General features: G+C 39.5%; 11 protein-coding genes. 7 read left to right on the plus strand and 4 right to left on the minus strand.

All coding sequences use genetic code 11. The annotated features are described in order from the left end of the window. Window positions 1-68 precede the first annotated feature (68 nt). From ACYQ3L_RS19085 to glsA, 5 genes are all read left to right on the plus strand, one after another. Window positions 69-872 (plus strand): helix-turn-helix domain-containing protein, encoded by an 804-nt coding sequence (locus tag ACYQ3L_RS19085; RefSeq protein ID WP_379993699.1) that lies wholly within the window; start codon window positions 69-71, stop codon window positions 870-872. Between the two features lie 269 nt (window positions 873-1,141). Then, on the plus strand, window positions 1,142-2,305 hold the full coding sequence (locus ACYQ3L_RS19090) for a glycosyltransferase family 4 protein (protein WP_379993701.1): 1,164 nt from the start codon (window positions 1,142-1,144) through the stop codon (window positions 2,303-2,305). Between the two features lie 2 nt (window positions 2,306-2,307). Beyond that, window positions 2,308-3,306, plus strand: a complete 999-nt coding sequence (locus ACYQ3L_RS19095) for a lysylphosphatidylglycerol synthase transmembrane domain-containing protein (protein ID WP_379993703.1) — start codon at window positions 2,308-2,310, stop codon at window positions 3,304-3,306. Then, a complete protein-coding gene (locus ACYQ3L_RS19100) occupies window positions 3,281-4,453 on the plus strand; it encodes a glycosyltransferase family 4 protein (RefSeq protein ID WP_379993704.1) in 1,173 nt (390 codons plus the stop codon). The genes ACYQ3L_RS19095 and ACYQ3L_RS19100 overlap by 26 nt, the downstream gene beginning before the upstream one ends. Window positions 4,454-4,467: 14 nt before the next feature. After that, complete coding sequence (glsA, locus tag ACYQ3L_RS19105; protein WP_379993706.1) at window positions 4,468-5,310, plus strand: 1-acyl-sn-glycerol-3-phosphate acyltransferase; 843 nt, start codon at window positions 4,468-4,470, stop codon at window positions 5,308-5,310. A 74-nt stretch (window positions 5,311-5,384) separates the two neighbouring features. On the opposite strand, the gene ACYQ3L_RS19110 is transcribed toward glsA, so the two are convergent. The 4 genes from ACYQ3L_RS19110 to ACYQ3L_RS19125 all read right to left on the minus strand — a co-directional run bounded on the left by ACYQ3L_RS19110 (window position 5,385) and on the right by ACYQ3L_RS19125 (window position 10,984). Then, window positions 5,385-5,852: a hypothetical protein gene (locus ACYQ3L_RS19110; RefSeq protein WP_379993707.1), complete on the minus strand. Its 468-nt coding sequence runs from the start codon at window positions 5,850-5,852 to the stop codon at window positions 5,385-5,387. A 15-nt stretch (window positions 5,853-5,867) separates the two neighbouring features. Further along, a complete protein-coding gene (locus ACYQ3L_RS19115; protein WP_379993708.1) occupies window positions 5,868-8,558 on the minus strand; it encodes a TonB-dependent receptor in 2,691 nt (896 codons plus the stop codon). A 201-nt stretch (window positions 8,559-8,759) separates the two neighbouring features. Further along, window positions 8,760-10,340, minus strand: coding sequence for a calcineurin-like phosphoesterase C-terminal domain-containing protein (locus ACYQ3L_RS19120; RefSeq protein WP_379993709.1), 1,581 nt, complete (start codon window positions 10,338-10,340; stop codon window positions 8,760-8,762). 17 nt (window positions 10,341-10,357) lie between these two features. Then, window positions 10,358-10,984: an RNA polymerase sigma factor gene (locus ACYQ3L_RS19125; RefSeq protein ID WP_379993710.1), complete on the minus strand. Its 627-nt coding sequence runs from the start codon at window positions 10,982-10,984 to the stop codon at window positions 10,358-10,360. A gap of 262 nt (window positions 10,985-11,246) precedes the next feature. On the opposite strand from ACYQ3L_RS19125, the gene ACYQ3L_RS19130 reads away from it, so the two are divergent. Both ACYQ3L_RS19130 and ACYQ3L_RS19135 read left to right on the plus strand, forming a co-directional pair. Then, on the plus strand, window positions 11,247-12,263 hold the full coding sequence (locus ACYQ3L_RS19130) for a FecR family protein (RefSeq protein ID WP_379993711.1): 1,017 nt from the start codon (window positions 11,247-11,249) through the stop codon (window positions 12,261-12,263). Window positions 12,264-12,367: 104 nt separating this feature from the next. After that, window positions 12,368-15,685, plus strand: a complete 3,318-nt coding sequence (locus ACYQ3L_RS19135) for a SusC/RagA family TonB-linked outer membrane protein (protein WP_379993712.1) — start codon at window positions 12,368-12,370, stop codon at window positions 15,683-15,685. Window positions 15,686-15,691 lie beyond the last annotated feature (6 nt).

A 15,691-nucleotide genomic window follows, 5' to 3' on the forward strand; every position in this document is an offset into this window, starting at 1 on the left:
AAAGTAAATTGCATAATACTTTTTATCTTTGTAATCACACTTTACTTTGTTGATGAATTCTATAGGGTATGGAATATAAAGCCAGATATATAACGGAGGATATAAAATTATCCTGTTATGAAGACAATTTTTTTAAGTCAGACATCATGTTCGACCAACATATGCTGGTATGGTTCCTTTCAGGGGAAACAAAAATCGTGCAATCAGACACCACCTATCACTTCAGTAAGGGTGATATTTTCCTGATCCCCAGAAATCAATTAGCTACGATCATCAATTATCCCAAAGACGGGCAACCTCATAAAACAGTAGTGATGCATTTATCCGTGGAAAGGCTCAGAGATTACTACCTAAACCTGAATGTCAGGCCCAAGGTCTTTAAGTCTCAAAAGATCTACTGCTTTAAGGACCATCCGTTGCTCGAAAGCTGTCTTGCGTCCTTGTTACCTTACTTTGAGATGAAAGAAATTCCACCGGATATCGCTTCCCTCAAGATTACCGAAGCTATCAGTATTCTCAGAGTCATGGACGAGAGTATCGACAATGTGTTGGCAAATTTTGAAGAGCCCGGTAAAATCAACCTGGCAGACTATATGGAAAAGAATTTCATGTTTAATTTACCAATGGAAAAATTCAGTTACCTTACAGGCCGGAGTCTGGCAACTTTTAAGAGGGATTTCAAAAAAGTATTCAATACCACTCCACAGCGGTGGCTTACAAGGAAACGGCTGGAACTGGCTCACTACCAGCTTGCCGAGAAAAAGAAGAAACCTATCGATGTTTGCTATGAAGTAGGTTTTGAAAACCTGTCGCATTTCTCTTTTGCCTTCAAAAAACAATTCGGCTACCCTCCTACCGGGTTGCTCAAATAAAGAGTACGCTGTTTCACATTGCATGGCCGGGCGCGGCATTCAGCGATATATTATACAATGGCAGGATATGGAATAACATACAGCATTCTCAATACATCAGAAGATGGATAGAAAGGAGGTAACGAATTACCGGAAATTTATAGTGTTTAACCCCGATTTGCATCAGCTTAATTGATTTTTAACCATCTTGTCGTCATATGATAATATAAAATACCATCCTTTGTCTCAGACATTAGCAGAATTTGTCTCACGAATAAAAACAGATACAAATGGACAAGATAAAGGTTGTGTTTTTCGCAGATATCTTAATTGGGGATTTTGACGGGGCTTCGAGAACTATGTTCCAGTTAATAGACAGAATCCCTTCCGACCAGTTCGATTTTTTATTCATATGCGGACTTGGACCGGATAAGATAGGGAATTTCAAGTGTATCCATGTCCCTACAATGGGTGTCCCCGGTAATAAAAGTTACAGGTTTGCCACACCCTTATTGCAAAAAACGGGATTAGATAAAGAACTACAAGATTTTTCTCCGGATGTTATTCATATCTCCACTCCTTCCCTATTGGGTAATTATGCTTTGAAGACCGCCAGGAGATTAGATATACCGGTAGTTACGATCTATCATACTCATTTTATAAGTTATGTTGATTATTATATAAAGAAATTCCCCTTATTGGTAGATTTTACCAAGCAACGGGTCAGAGATATGCTTCGAACCTTCTATAACCAGTGTGAAACGGTTTATGTCCCATCAACTTCAATCATAGAGGAGCTTGCTCATGAGGGAATAAATCCTAACCTAATGAAACTATGGGAAAGAGGCATCGACCGAAACATATTCTCCCCGGGCAAGAGAAATCCTGAACTAATGAGAGAACTTACAGGGAATGACTATCCTTGTATCTTGTTCGTAAGCAGGCTCGTTTGGGAGAAGAATTTACAAACAATGATCGAACTCTATCAATCAATAGAACAGCAAGGCCTCAAATATAACTTCATCATTATAGGTGAAGGTGTTGCAAGAGATGAAATTGAAGAACAGATGCCTAAAGCTGTATTTCTCGGCCATATGGGGCATGACAGGCTATCGGAGGTTTATGCCTCCGCTGATGTGTTTTTCTTCCCTTCGGTAACGGAAACCTTCGGTAATGTTGTACTTGAAGCGATGGCTTCAGGGCTTCCCTGCGTTATCGCAAATAAAGGTGGCAGCAAGGACTTTATCAAGGATGGATACAATGGGTTTAAATGCGCCCCATATGATGCAGATTCTTACCTGGAGTATATTGTGAAGATATTGGAAAATAGCAGATTAGCAAAACAATTGTCAGAAAATGCAGTGGAGACAAGTAAAAAATACGTCTGGGAAAATCTGGTCTCGGCATATTTTAATGATTTAAAATCATTAGCCTTCGATCTATATATAGCATAAGGATGAGAAGATTATTACAAACCTTACTTATTATCAGTATATGCATTTGCTTTGTCTTTTTTCTAAAAGGAACCAATATAAAGGAGTCTATTCTCCTGATAAGGCAGTTAGGCATCTATTCGGCTTTTATAATTATCTCTACTTTTCTGGCATATATTTCGGGTACATTAGGTTGGAAGTATTGCATCGATTGTCCTGATAGGTTCCCGCTCGTTAAATTATTTATGGTAAGACACATCGGCAATACGATCACATTGTTTAATCCAACAAGCGCAATAGCCGGGGAAATGTTTAATGCCAAAGCCCTGATCAAGGAAGGAATGAAAGAAGAAGAAGCTTACAAGTCAGTCTTGCTAAGCCGTATTCTTATGATATTGAGCCAGCTTACATTGCTAATCATATTAGTCTCCTGGTTTCTCTTTTTTCTTTCCGGCAGGTTCCCTTCCGATATTATATACCCGGTTTATATCTGTTTTTTTATACTGTTAGCGATGTTTCCGGTATTAATATGTTTCTTGTTAAAAGAAGAGCGCCATGCCAGGACTTCTCTTCCTGACAGAAAATGGAAGACGGTAATACTCCGTATTATCAAAATGCGGTCTCTGTTAGCCAGCTATATCCGTATGCGGCCCCAAAAAACAATATTGGCATTTCTATTATTCTCTGCCCACTGGATACTGGGATCTCTGGAATTATTTTTCATACTGTATTTCTTACAGTACAATGTAGATATTTTGGACGGCCTGTTCTTGGATACTATAATTATTGTTTTGAAATCAACCGTATCATTTATTCCCGGGCAATTAGGCATAGAGGAACTGATAAATAAGTTTGTCTTACATCTGATAGGAATATCTTCTCCCCACTTATGGTTATCGGTTTCCATTCTTAGACGAGCCCGGCAATTGTTCTGGAGTGGAATAGCTCTCATATTCTATCTGTATATAAGAAACAGGAAAAAGATATCCGAAAATCATGGAAATATTATTCGTGAGTCATAAATTTCCGCCATCAACTGGGGGAATGGAAAAACAATGTTACGAACTGGTAACGGGCATGGAGAAAAAGAGTAAAACCCATCGCCTTGTTTTTGACAGGAAAGGATCAAAATTCACATTCTTTTTAACATTAGGACGAAAGATAAAAAGAGTATGTAAAGAGAATCCCGGTATAAATATCATTTACTTTAATGATGCTCTCATAGCCTGCTTTTGCTCATTTCTGAATCTTCCAAAAAATATTGCATATGTAGTTACATTGCATGGGCTTGATGTAGTTTTCCCAAGTCGCTTATATCATAAATACATCCTTACCCGGCTCAACTATTACCATTGCCTGATTGCCGTAAGCAATGCGACTGCCCGGAAAGCAATTGATTCTGGGCTAGATCGGGACAAGATAACTGTCATCCCTAATGGCGTGGATATTTCGATGTTTCAGGAAATTCCGGAAGAAATATTTACAACCTGGCTATCTGAAAAAGGTATCTGTCTATCAAACAGAAAAATTTTGATGCTGCTGGGCAGACCTGTCAAACGAAAAGGTTTTTCATGGTTTGCCGGACATGTATTTCCGTTATTGAGGCAAGACCAATTCTATCTGATAATCGCAGGACCGTTTCATAACAAAATAAGATTACAGGAGAGGCTTATTTACATGCTTCCTGCAATATTCAGAAATAAACTAATGTTATTTTCGGGTTATTTTTCTGACGAAAAGTTATTGAGGAAAATCATATATAAATCCGAAAACATTAAACATTTGGGAAGATTATCCTATTCCGAGATCCAAATGCTTTTCAGTAGAGCTGAAGCCTTTTTGATGCCCAATATTGCAACAGATGGAGACATGGAAGGTTTTGGATTGGTATGTCTTGAAGCATCTGTCAACAAAGCACTGGTGCTGGCATCTGATATAGATGGTATTCCGGATGCTATTATCGATGGTAAGAACGGCTTTCTTTTACCATCAAATGATGCCGGAGCCTGGGCTGAAAAATTAAATTATATGATTGGGGAAAGGGAACATGAATCTTTCAATCAGTACAGGTCAGAATTCAGCTCATTTACAAGAGCAAACTTTAATTGGGAAAGAATGGTAAATGATTATTATAAAGTTTTTACAGGTTTAAAATCTAATATGAAGTAAACATATCCTAATTTATGCAAGGACCGGAACCATACAAAATCAACATAAAAAATCTGCTTTCTGAAAGGCTGGAAAAAAAACTTCCTGAAATAGTTATCAAACTTTTAAAAAAGATAGCACGGATAGATGATATAAATATACTTTTTGTAAATGCCAGGGGGAAGAAAAATCTTGATTTTATAGACTCGTGCATGGAGCAGCTCCGCTTCTCCTGCAATGTCATTGGAAAAGAATGCCTTCCGCCATCTGTCAGTAATGAGAAGTTAATCTTTGTCAGCAATCATCCTCAAGGTGGAGCCGAGGCTATTTGTATTGCCCATATATTAGGCCATCAATATAACGGTAATATCAAATTTTATGCAAATGAGTTTCTTACTGTTCTGGACCCTCTGAAAGAAATGTTTTTACCGATATACAGACATCAGAGACAGAATAGGGACAGTATTCATATGATAAAAGAATTTTACCGGTCGGACAGTCACTTGATAGTTTTCCCCGCAGGGGTAACGGCTTCCCGGTCAAAGAGGAAGATTGTAGATCATGAATGGCGCAAGAATTTCATAAAAGCGGCCATTGAGCATCATAGAAATGTTGTACCTCTATATTTTGAAGCCAGAAATTCAAACTTATTTTATAATATAGAGAACTTCCGTAAATGGATTCGGTCAAAAGTCAACTTTGAGGTATTGCTTTTTGCTAATGAGTTTTTTAAACAAAAGGGCAATTCATTTACACTATACATAGGAAAGCCTGTCTGCTGGCAAACATTTGATAAAAAGAAAGCCCACCAGGAGTGGGCTGACTGGATCAAATACCAAGTTTTTGATCTGCCTAACCAATATAGCAGGCAGCTATAACCAAACAAACTCTTCTCTTCTGTTTACCTGATTTCCGGATTCAGCTATTTTAGCCAGCAGGTCCGGATAATCCGTTATAATTCCGTTTCCTCCCGCGTTTTGATCTTTATCAGGGTCCGGGGTTGTCTACTTATCATAGTTATGGCCATCTTATCCGGCTGCCTGTCCCTGTTGTCGCTGTGGATACAAGCCTCAAACGGGACTTTAACCTCTTTACGGGCTTCCAGACTATCTATGCCGGCCATCGGTATCGAGACTGTGAAACCATCAATCTTATTTTCCGCATTGCGATTAAATACAATACTCCCACCATATTGAGGCAAGGCAAAAGTTTCTCCCTCAACATATTTCAGGTCGCATTCTCCTACTGAGGCTGTAATATTGAGAACCGTATCATTTACGATTGAAATAACAGCGTCCTCAGCAAGGCTGCCTTCCGGAAAGACATAGCGCCCTGTATAATCCTGCAAATCCGTTTTAACCTGAGCGTTCATTACCGGAAATGAAACCGATAATATAATAAATAAAAAGATCTTTTTCATTGCTGTATTATAATTTTAGAATCCTACTTTAATCTGTACCCCGTATTGACCGGGATTACCTCCCACAAATGTCGGCATGCCTATGGTATTGCCACTGTTTCCGGCATCAATAATGTATTTCTTATCAAAAGCATTCTTACCATAAGTGCTGAACTCACAATACAACTTATTCATTTTAAATCCAATTCCGGCTGTATAATTAAATAGTCCGTAACCCTTTTGGCTCAACAACTCTGTATTGTCATCCTCAAAATAGACCTTCGATTTATAAGAATATGCGGGACGTAAAAATATAGTTTGTCCGCCTTTCAATGGTATATTCGCATCGACCCCTAACGAAAAAGTATGTTTGGGGGTAAGCCGGAATCTATTCCCTGCATATTCCTGGGGATTCCCGTCTTCATCTTCGTTATTAAATTTGCCATCAATGTATGCGTAATTTGCAAACGCACTTAACTGAGGCATAAAATGATATCTCAAGCCCGTTTCAATGCCGAAACTATGAGCTTTACCTGCATCATTAGCCTGATATTGAGGTGTGAGGCTGCCTTCGATCGTCTTTAACGAAGTGGTCTGGAAATGATTCCAGTCATAATAAAACATGGTGAAATCATAGTTAAGCCTACCTCTGAACACATTCCCTTTTATTCCGGTTTCATAACTCCAGATAATTTCAGGTTGAAGATAAGTCGTTTCAGAAGGTAACACGCTAACGACGCCCGGACGCCTGCCCCGTGATACGCTTGCATAAATATTGTTCCGGTTAAACATATAGTTTAATGCCAAACGTCCGACATAAGAGAAATAGTCTTTTGATGCTGAGATTTTCCCGTCCGAAACAGGATTCAACAAATTAGGAGATTGATTCATCAGTTGTCCAAATATACTTGGCTGTGCTGAACCGGCCGATTCGTATGATCCTTTCTGATGTTCGTAACTTAATCTGATACCGCCGGTAAGTCCCAGCCTGGAAGTAATTTTATATGTGCCGTCGGCAAAAAACTCTGCCGCGTTATTTATACCTGTATTTTTAGACGTCTCCTCATGGTAAGCATTTATAGGATGATTGGAGAGCAAATCAATGGTTCCGATCAGTTGTTGCCGTGTCTCTAAAGGCAATTGCGCGAATATTTGCTCCAGTTTCAGAGGCATACCCATCTGAGCACTGAATACCTGTTCTAATGTAGTTCTGATATCGGGAATATTACTTACATAATTCGGCTTGCCATCTGTTAATGCAGGAATAGGAGGAAATAGCATATCGGCAATCCCCGCAACCTGCTCTTCAGACAAAAATCCTGTTGCCGCGAACTGGTCGGTCAGCATTTTTTTCAATACAGGAGAAATATAGGCCGGATATAAGCTTTGCTCATTAATACGCATCGGTACTTCCTGAGAATTGTTTTCGTAAAAATAACTCGCTCCGACAAAGCCTGAAAAATTATCCTTATTGTCATAATTAAAGCGGAATTCCTGACTTAGCTGTGTCCCTTTCGCTTTTTCCGACACCCAAAGAATAGGGGCTGCGGTACCATCCGCATCGAACGATTCGTCTGAGTTGAACGCACGAAATCCGGATATAGAAGAGAATTTCCAGTTTGGATCAAGTGTATGATCAATTAAGAGGCCGGCTCCTCCGACATTTCTTTTTATATAAAGATTTTTACCTTGTTCCAGGTCTGCCATCGTATTCGGGTCTGTATTTCCTCCGGCAGGGGCATACTGTCCGTTTTTGAAAGAAGTTCCGGGATAATTGTCCCGTTGATAGTCTAAAATAAGATCGGCAATTGTGTTTTCTCCACCAAACAACCGCGTAGAGTTCCTGACTGCCCAGGTACTTTTACCATTCAGATCACCACCCGAAAGATTCCTGATAAAACCGTCCCGGTCTTCATAATTGAATGAAAAGCGGTTTAACAATTTATCTTTTATTATGGGAGTATTTATAAATCCGGAAGCTAACTTCTGATTATGAGACCCGTATCCAAGAGTAACCTCTGCACCCAAAGTATTTACAGGTTTATGGCGCACGATGTGTAATGCCCCTATTTCCGCACCACGCCCAAAGAGTGTTCCCTGAGGACCTTTAACTACTTCTATCCGTTCCAGGTCGAACAACTCTACAGCTGACCCTCTGGATCGGGATATAGATATACCGTCCTGAAAAACAGAGACTCTGGGTTGCGACCGGGAATCTCCGTCGTCTGACGTTACCCCGCGGATCACATAACCTGGATTGTTGGGACTTTGCAATTGCATCTGCATACCCGGAATGTATTCCGACAATTCATCCAATTGCCTAACATTCAAGGCTGTCAGATTTTCGCCGGATAATGCGCTTACCGCAGCCGGGACTTCAATATTGCTCTGGCTCCTTTTTTGAGTAGTTACAACCACTTCATTCAGTAGTTGTGTATCTTCCTGTAAAGTCACCGCCATATTCTCGTTGGCTTGTATCTCTTTTGTAATATAGCCTAATAACGAAAAAACAAGGATATCCTGTTTTTTTACATTCGAAAGAGTGAACAGCCCTTCCTGATCGCTATTAACTCCGGTTCTGGTACCTTTAACTATAATACTGACTCCGGCTAAGACCTCTCCTTTATCATCTGTCATTTTTCCGGATATCCTGTTTTGTTGCGCACTAAGCGTTACATTAAAACAGATAATAAGTAGTAAACTGAATAATAAACTGGTAAGCTTCATAGCAAGTTTTTAATTTGTTTATATGCTTTTCTATATACAGTTCAAAGCAACATAAATACAGTTACCGGCAGGTGACCGGACTATTACAATTTTGCTAATATTTTACAAATGCAGTATTATACGATACTTAAAAACCAGGTTGCTATATAAAAAAATAAGCGACTAATCTCTAGCCGCTTATTCCGAGTTAAGTAGTGTTTTTTATTTAGGAAGTTCCTTTATCTGATAACTGCTGTTTTGAGTAAATACCCGTCCAAACATATCAGTTGCCCGAACTTCTATACGGTGTTCCCCTACCGGGAGATTACTTGGTATACTGGCACGCCACAAATGGCGGCATATCTGCGCGTTCGAAGGTCTTCTTACAGGTTTCACTTCGTCCGAATAATCCCAGTCCTGCATATAACGGTAATAGGCAGGATCATAATCATCTATTTTTGTCATTTTTGTCCATGGCCCTTCATCGACACGGTATTCTACACTGTCGTTATTTGATCCCATAAAGAAATTGGCATATATCCCCGATGTGATCCATCTTCCTTTATAAGGTACCACTTTGGGATTATATATAGATATCTGGTAATCGTCCGGCTGCCCGGCTACTTTATAGTCCAATGTATATTTGTCGCCTTTTATATTTACAATTGCATACCCCTGAGGCGTTCCGTCGCGCATTGTAGACGTTGGCAGGCCTTTAGCATTAAGTGCTCCTGAATACCAGTCTCCGCAGGAAGTTCCCACATTATATTCATGAATCGGTTTCTCTCTGTTCAACCCATCTTCTTTTCCGATAAAATTATGGGACTGAATGTGTGTATGGGCAGATAATACCAATACATTCGGATAGCTATTCAACAACGAGTACAATTGTTGCCTGTCTGTTTCCCTGAAGGCATCTTTGTCCCGCCTGTCTAATAGTGGTATATGCATACTGATAATTATAAGTTGATCCGGCCGTACAAATTTAAGATCGTTTTCTATAAATTTCAATTGATCTTCTCTCAATCCCCCCATATACTCCTTGCCTGTAACAGGGTTAGGATAAAGTATATCGTCCAGTACAATGTAATGCACTTTTCCATAATTGAAAGAATAGTTCGCCGGGCCAAAATTAGATTCAAATGTTTCGTCAGAGAATATATCTTCCTTGGCATCGTAATTCATATCATGATTACCAATGACGTTATACCAGGGTAATCCCATTTGTTTAATGGCCTTTTTGTATGATAAATGCAGATTCAGATTATCCCCTACAAGGTCTCCTAACGTAATGCCGAAGCTAAGTCCGCTTCTCTCTTTTGCCTCATTTACAATACCTTTTGTAAAATATTCCACTTCCTGTTCAGAATAGGTCTGAGAGTCACCAAAGATAAATGAAGAATAAACTTCCGGTTCATTGTATCTGATAAGGCCGAAGTCTATCGATTCCGGCAATTCGCCTGTCGGCTCTACTCCTTTATAAAAAGATGATGGCGACCCTTTAGGTTTATGTATATAGTAAGATTTCGGGAAGTTATATTCATTCGCAGGAATTTTATATCCGGCTGGTTTTATTACAAAGATGATATTATCATCACCTACAGGTAAATTATATTTACCTTCGGAATCTGTCAATACAACATCCGTTCCGTTCGATACGGCAACATTGGCGATCCCTTTTTCTTTTTTTTCTTTTTGTCCGTCGTTGTTTATGTCTTCAAATACATATCCTTTTGCTATTTGCTGTGCCGACAAATTAAATAAACTTGTCAATAAGAATGTAGTAAGTAATATTTTTTTCATAAAAACTGTTTGTTTTGTTATTTTAATAAAGATAATAATATTAATAAGGAAGTAAAAGATTCTAACTTACCCAGGTTCTCAGCATCATCCGACTGTAATAATTCGAGTTTTTCGCGGATAAGGGCAATCGTCTTTTTCGACTTATAGCTCACCGTTTTTTCATTCATATTCAATCTTTTTGCCGTTTCCTTGATAGACAATTCTTCTTTATATAAAAGAGTGAATATTTCTTGCAGAGTTTCAGGTAAGCCGGCAATAATAGAATTGATGATGCTATTGAACTCCGTTAGTTCAAAATCCTCATATACATGAGTATAAGAGGATATTTCCGATATCTCTGCAATCGAACGTTGTCCTTTAAGGGACAACAATCGTGTTGATGCCGCCCTTAGGTAATCGATCATCCTGAGATTGAACAGATGGAGCAGGAATCTCTTTGCCGAAGCATTTTCGTCTAATTTTACAATCTCGGGTTCTTCCCATAACAAAATCCAAAAATTTTGAGATATATCGTCTGCTATGTCCTCATCCCCGATTCTTCCTAAAGCCCAGTCATATAACCAATCTGAATATTTATTATAAAATTGATTATAAGCTTTTACATCCTTTTTTGCAATCGCTTCTAATAATTTTTTATCGAACATGAAACTTGAATGTTTAGATAATTGTATACAAATCTAAGAGCCCGGTATTACATTACAGTTACGAAAAAAATAATTATGAAAAATAAGTCGCAAATATTTGACAACATATACTAAAATACTATCAATATGAATATTACAAACTACTTTCACAAAGTAACAATAATGTAACCCGATTTCTGCCCGATTCGCTTCTTCTTATTTCGATTAATATATAGATGGCAGAAAATATAAAACAGAAATATAAAACAGAAATATAAAACGAATGAAAAAAAACGATCCGCTACTCTGGGTATCAATATTACTTCACCGATATTTCAAGGGAGAAGCCAATAACGAGGAAAAGAACATTGTAGAGAACTGGAATCCCGAAGATACTAAAAAGAGATTTCCTACAAACTCGTCTCAGGTGGAAGAAGGCAGCAAAAGGGTTAAGGAAAATATCTTCTTCACTCTAGGCCTGAATGTGGATAAACACGCAGACGAAAAGACTGCAAAAAGAGCAGGATATACAATAATTTACAGATATGCTGCGGTAGCTGTATTCTTTATTCTGGTTTTAGGGACAGGCCTATATATAACTTCTATTGGTAAGGGAAATAAGAGTTATCGGGAATATTTCCATGTTGATATACAACCTGTATATTATGAAACGGATTACTCAGAAATTAAACAAGTAACATTAAGTGACGGGTCTATTATCCATCTCAACGGAGGGACAAAACTCGGCATCAAAGAATCTGAATTCGGCAAACAAAAAAGAGAAGTCTGGTTAGTAGATGGAGAAGCATTCTTTGATGTGGCCAAAGATCCTGACAGGCCATTCATTATATACAGTAAAGATCTGCAGGTAAAAGTAAAAGGAACATCTTTCAATGTAAAGGCATACAATGGGCTAAAGGAACAAACCGTCTCGGTTCGTAGCGGAAAGGTAGAAGTAAGTAATGAACAGCAACTATTGGGCATGCTTACGACCAATGAACAAATAAATTACGACAGCTCCGTTGGTCGTTTTTCCAAGAATGTTTGCGATTACCAGAATGCGATGGCATGGATAGATGGCCGCGTAGTTCTGGAGAATGCCAATGCACAGGAGTTGGCAATCAGGCTCAGGCAAAAATTCAATGTAAGTTTGACAGGTTATGCTGATCTTCTTCAAGAAAGACGCGTAAATGCTATTTTTAATAGTGAAGCGACCCTTGAAGATATAATGAGCAACGTGTGTGCGCTATATAATGTGAAATATAAGATTAAGGATAAAGAGGTTCTTATCTACCGGTAAACTTCACCTTTTTTCATAATAACTATTTATGCCTTCTTTCAGAGGGCACAGGCGAAGCCTTGCTATATAACAAAGTAGAAATATTTACTAATTTATTGATCAATATGAAAAAATTGTTATTTATTTTATTTATTTATCTTCTCCAGTTCAGTCTTCCGGTTGATGCACTGGGACAGACTATCGGGGTTTCTTATCCCAAAGAGCTCTTGTCTGAACGTATCAATCGAATAAGTAAAGACAGCGGTTATACTATCAGTTTCGATTCTCAAAGTCTTGGGGGAATCAGCGTCCCGTCATTAACCATGAAAGGAGATGTAGAATCTGTTCTGAGCAGGAGTCTGGAACTGACGGCTTTCAGGCATAAAAAAGTAGCTGATAAGTCGTATATAATTATACAGAGTAATCCGGCTACGGCTACATCGCAAGGTAAACATTCTCTATCCGGCCTGGTATCTGACAAAGAGGGTGAACCGTTAATCGGCGTCAGCGTAGGAGTAAAAGGAAGTGGAAAAGGAACCCAAACAGATGAAAAAGGGCTTTATTCTTTATCCGGCATATCTGAATCCGACATTTTGATTTTCAGATACGTTGGCTTTGAGACAAAAGAAATTGGTGTCGCGGCTAAACAAACAATCAATGTTATACTAGAGGAATCGCAGAAATCGTTGAATGAAGTAATTGTTATCGGTTACGGTGTTGCCCGTAAAAAGGACTTGACAGGTTCTATTTCATCTCTGGATGGTGCAGATATAACAAGCCGTCAGAATCCTCAGGCTTCTATGGCTCTGCAAGGAGTTATTCCCGGAGTTACGGTTACCCGTTCCAGTTCGGCCCCGGGGGCAGGAGCGGATATACGGGTGCGCGGGATTACATCTATGCGTAATAACGGCCCGCTTATCATAGTCGATGGAGTTGCCGCGAACAGTATCAACGATGTAAATCCTTACGATATTGAAGACCTGACTGTTTTGAAAGACGCTGCATCGGCCTCTATATACGGCGCGCGGGCAGCTTCCGGAGTTATTCTCATAACTACCAAGAGAGGTTCGAGACAGGATATCAATATCGATTACAATTATAGCTATTCTATGGACTTTGCCAGTGACATGCCTGATTATGCGGACGCGGTAACGTATATGAAGATTGCCAACGAGCGGGAATGGAATGGTTCCGGGGCCGCATCCGGAGTCGGAGAATATAGTATCTACGCTAAAGACCTGATAGATAATTACTGGACGTTGAACAAACAGGACCCGAATAAATATCCTAATACCAACTGGACAGACCTTATCCTGAAAAAGTATGCCCCCCGCCAAAGCCATCAGGTAGGCATAACAGCCGGAAACACCCGATACCAGACCAAGGTAGGGATAGGATACGACAAAGTGGACGGGCTTTTCGAAAATAATCTTTCCTGGGATAGGGTTACTTTGCGTGTCAATAATGATATTACGATAAATAATTGGCTGAGTACAAGCATTGATGCCAACCTGAAGAAAACATCGTCAATCAATCCGGCATACAGCCCGTCCACGCAAATGAGATACGCCGCTTCGGTGTATGCCGGAGTATACACTGACGGCCGGCTGGCAGGAGGAAAAGACGGAACTAACCCTTACGGGAAGATGAGGGATGGCGGAGATTCGAAGTCCGATGCTTATCTGGCCAGTATCAAGGCTAGCATTACTCTGAAGCCAATGGAAGGGATGTCTATTACCGGTATTTTTGCTCCTACATACAATTTCTCAAAAGATAAGACATTCACAAAGCAGGTGAAATATTATACCAGTTTTGAAGAAGAGCTTCCGACAGGCATTATGGATGGCACCAAGACAATGTCTCTTACCGAAAACCGGAACGACAGTCACTCTATCAACTCGCAAATATTTGTGAACTATCTGAAAGGAATAGACAAACATAACATCAATACAATGCTTGGCTATGAAGACTACTATTATTTCAATGAGTCTTTATTGGCCGCCCGCGATCAGTATCAACTGGCATACTATCCTTATTTAAATGCTGGTCCCGAAACATTGCAGACTAACAAGGGTGATGCCTACGAAAATGCCTATCGTTCCTTTTTCGGGCGATTAATGTACAATTGGGATCAGAAATATTATTTCCAATTCAATCTACGCCATGACGGCTCATCACGTTTTCACAAAGACCACCGTTGGGGAACATTCCCTTCCCTGTCAGCTGCATGGATTGCGAGTGAGGAGGCTTTTATAAAAAGGATTCCGGTAATATCAATGCTCAAATTCAGAGGTTCGTGGGGACAATTAGGGGATGAACGTATCGGTAACTATACCTATCAGTCTTATATGAAATTCAACAATCCAACTCTTTATGCAGGAGATATTCCAAGTTCTGTTCAGGGAGCCTCTGCAGATCAATATGCAATAAAAGAAAATACTTGGGAAACCACGACTACTGCCGATATCGGGCTTGACTTATACTTATTGAATAACCGCTTGCAATTCACCGGGGACTATTATTGGAAAAATACTAAGGACATGCTCATCGCAGTAGATATACCAAACTTTATGGGTTTTTCAGACCCCTATCAGAATATTGGCAAAATGAGAACCAAAGGATGGGAAATAGAACTGGGCTGGAATGATAAGATCGACCAATTCAGTTATGGGATAAGTTTTAACTTATACGACTATAAGTCTGTAATGGGCTACCTGAAGAATACCCGTGACTACGACAGTGATAACTGGACTATAATAACAGAGGGTTCTGAATATCTTTCTTATTACGGATACCTGAGCGATGGAATTTACCATAAGGGTGATGACCTGGGTGCCGTTACTTCTTCTGTAGTTGGCCCGGGCGATATCCGTTACAAAGACATTAGCGGACCGGAAGGGGTGCCTGATGGGAAAATTTCGGCAGATTATGATCGTGTTGTTATCGGTTCGTCCCTTCCCAGATTCAATTACGGAGGAAATCTGAGCCTCGCTTATAAAGGTCTCGACTTTCTGCTGACTTTTCAGGGCGTTGGTAAAAAGGATGCTATATTGACCGATCAGATGGCACAGCCCGTACGCGCCGACTGGTATAATGTGCCTGAAATTATATTAGGTAAATACTGGAGTAATTACAATACCGACGAGCAAAATCTCAGGGCTCAATATCCACGTATAATGCGGGATACAAATGCTAATAATTATGCGGCATCTGACTTCTGGTTATTCGATGGCTCATACTTCCGCATTAAAAATATAACATTAGGCTATACTTTGCCTAAACAACTAATCAGTAAAATTTCAGCAAACAGGCTGCGGGTATATGCAAATATACAGGACTTCCTCACCATCAGCCATTATCCCAAAGGCTGGGACCCGGAAGTAAGTACGACAGGTTATCCAATAACCAAATCAATAACATTCGGAGCATCAATACAATTCTAAATTAAT

Source organism: Dysgonomonas termitidis, from assembly GCF_054657735.1.

Bases quoted from the DNA above. Each gene is read 5' to 3' on its own strand.
- ACYQ3L_RS19110 (WP_379993707.1), bottom strand. From the start codon at position 5,852: ATGAAAAAGATCTTTTTATTTATTATATTATCGGTTTCATTTCCGGTA.
- ACYQ3L_RS19125 (WP_379993710.1), bottom strand. From the start codon at position 10,984: ATGTTCGATAAAAAATTATTAGAAGCGATTGCAAAAAAGGATGTAAAA.
- ACYQ3L_RS19100 (WP_379993704.1), top strand. From the start codon at position 3,281: ATGGAAATATTATTCGTGAGTCATAAATTTCCGCCATCAACTGGGGGA.
- ACYQ3L_RS19115 (WP_379993708.1), bottom strand. From the start codon at position 8,558: ATGAAGCTTACCAGTTTATTATTCAGTTTACTACTTATTATCTGTTTT.
- ACYQ3L_RS19095 (WP_379993703.1), top strand. From the start codon at position 2,308: ATGAGAAGATTATTACAAACCTTACTTATTATCAGTATATGCATTTGC.
- ACYQ3L_RS19120 (WP_379993709.1), bottom strand. From the start codon at position 10,340: ATGAAAAAAATATTACTTACTACATTCTTATTGACAAGTTTATTTAAT.
- ACYQ3L_RS19090 (WP_379993701.1), top strand. From the start codon at position 1,142: ATGGACAAGATAAAGGTTGTGTTTTTCGCAGATATCTTAATTGGGGAT.
- ACYQ3L_RS19085 (WP_379993699.1), top strand. From the start codon at position 69: ATGGAATATAAAGCCAGATATATAACGGAGGATATAAAATTATCCTGT.
- glsA (WP_379993706.1), top strand. From the start codon at position 4,468: ATGCAAGGACCGGAACCATACAAAATCAACATAAAAAATCTGCTTTCT.
- ACYQ3L_RS19130 (WP_379993711.1), top strand. From the start codon at position 11,247: ATGAAAAAAAACGATCCGCTACTCTGGGTATCAATATTACTTCACCGA.
- ACYQ3L_RS19135 (WP_379993712.1), top strand. From the start codon at position 12,368: ATGAAAAAATTGTTATTTATTTTATTTATTTATCTTCTCCAGTTCAGT.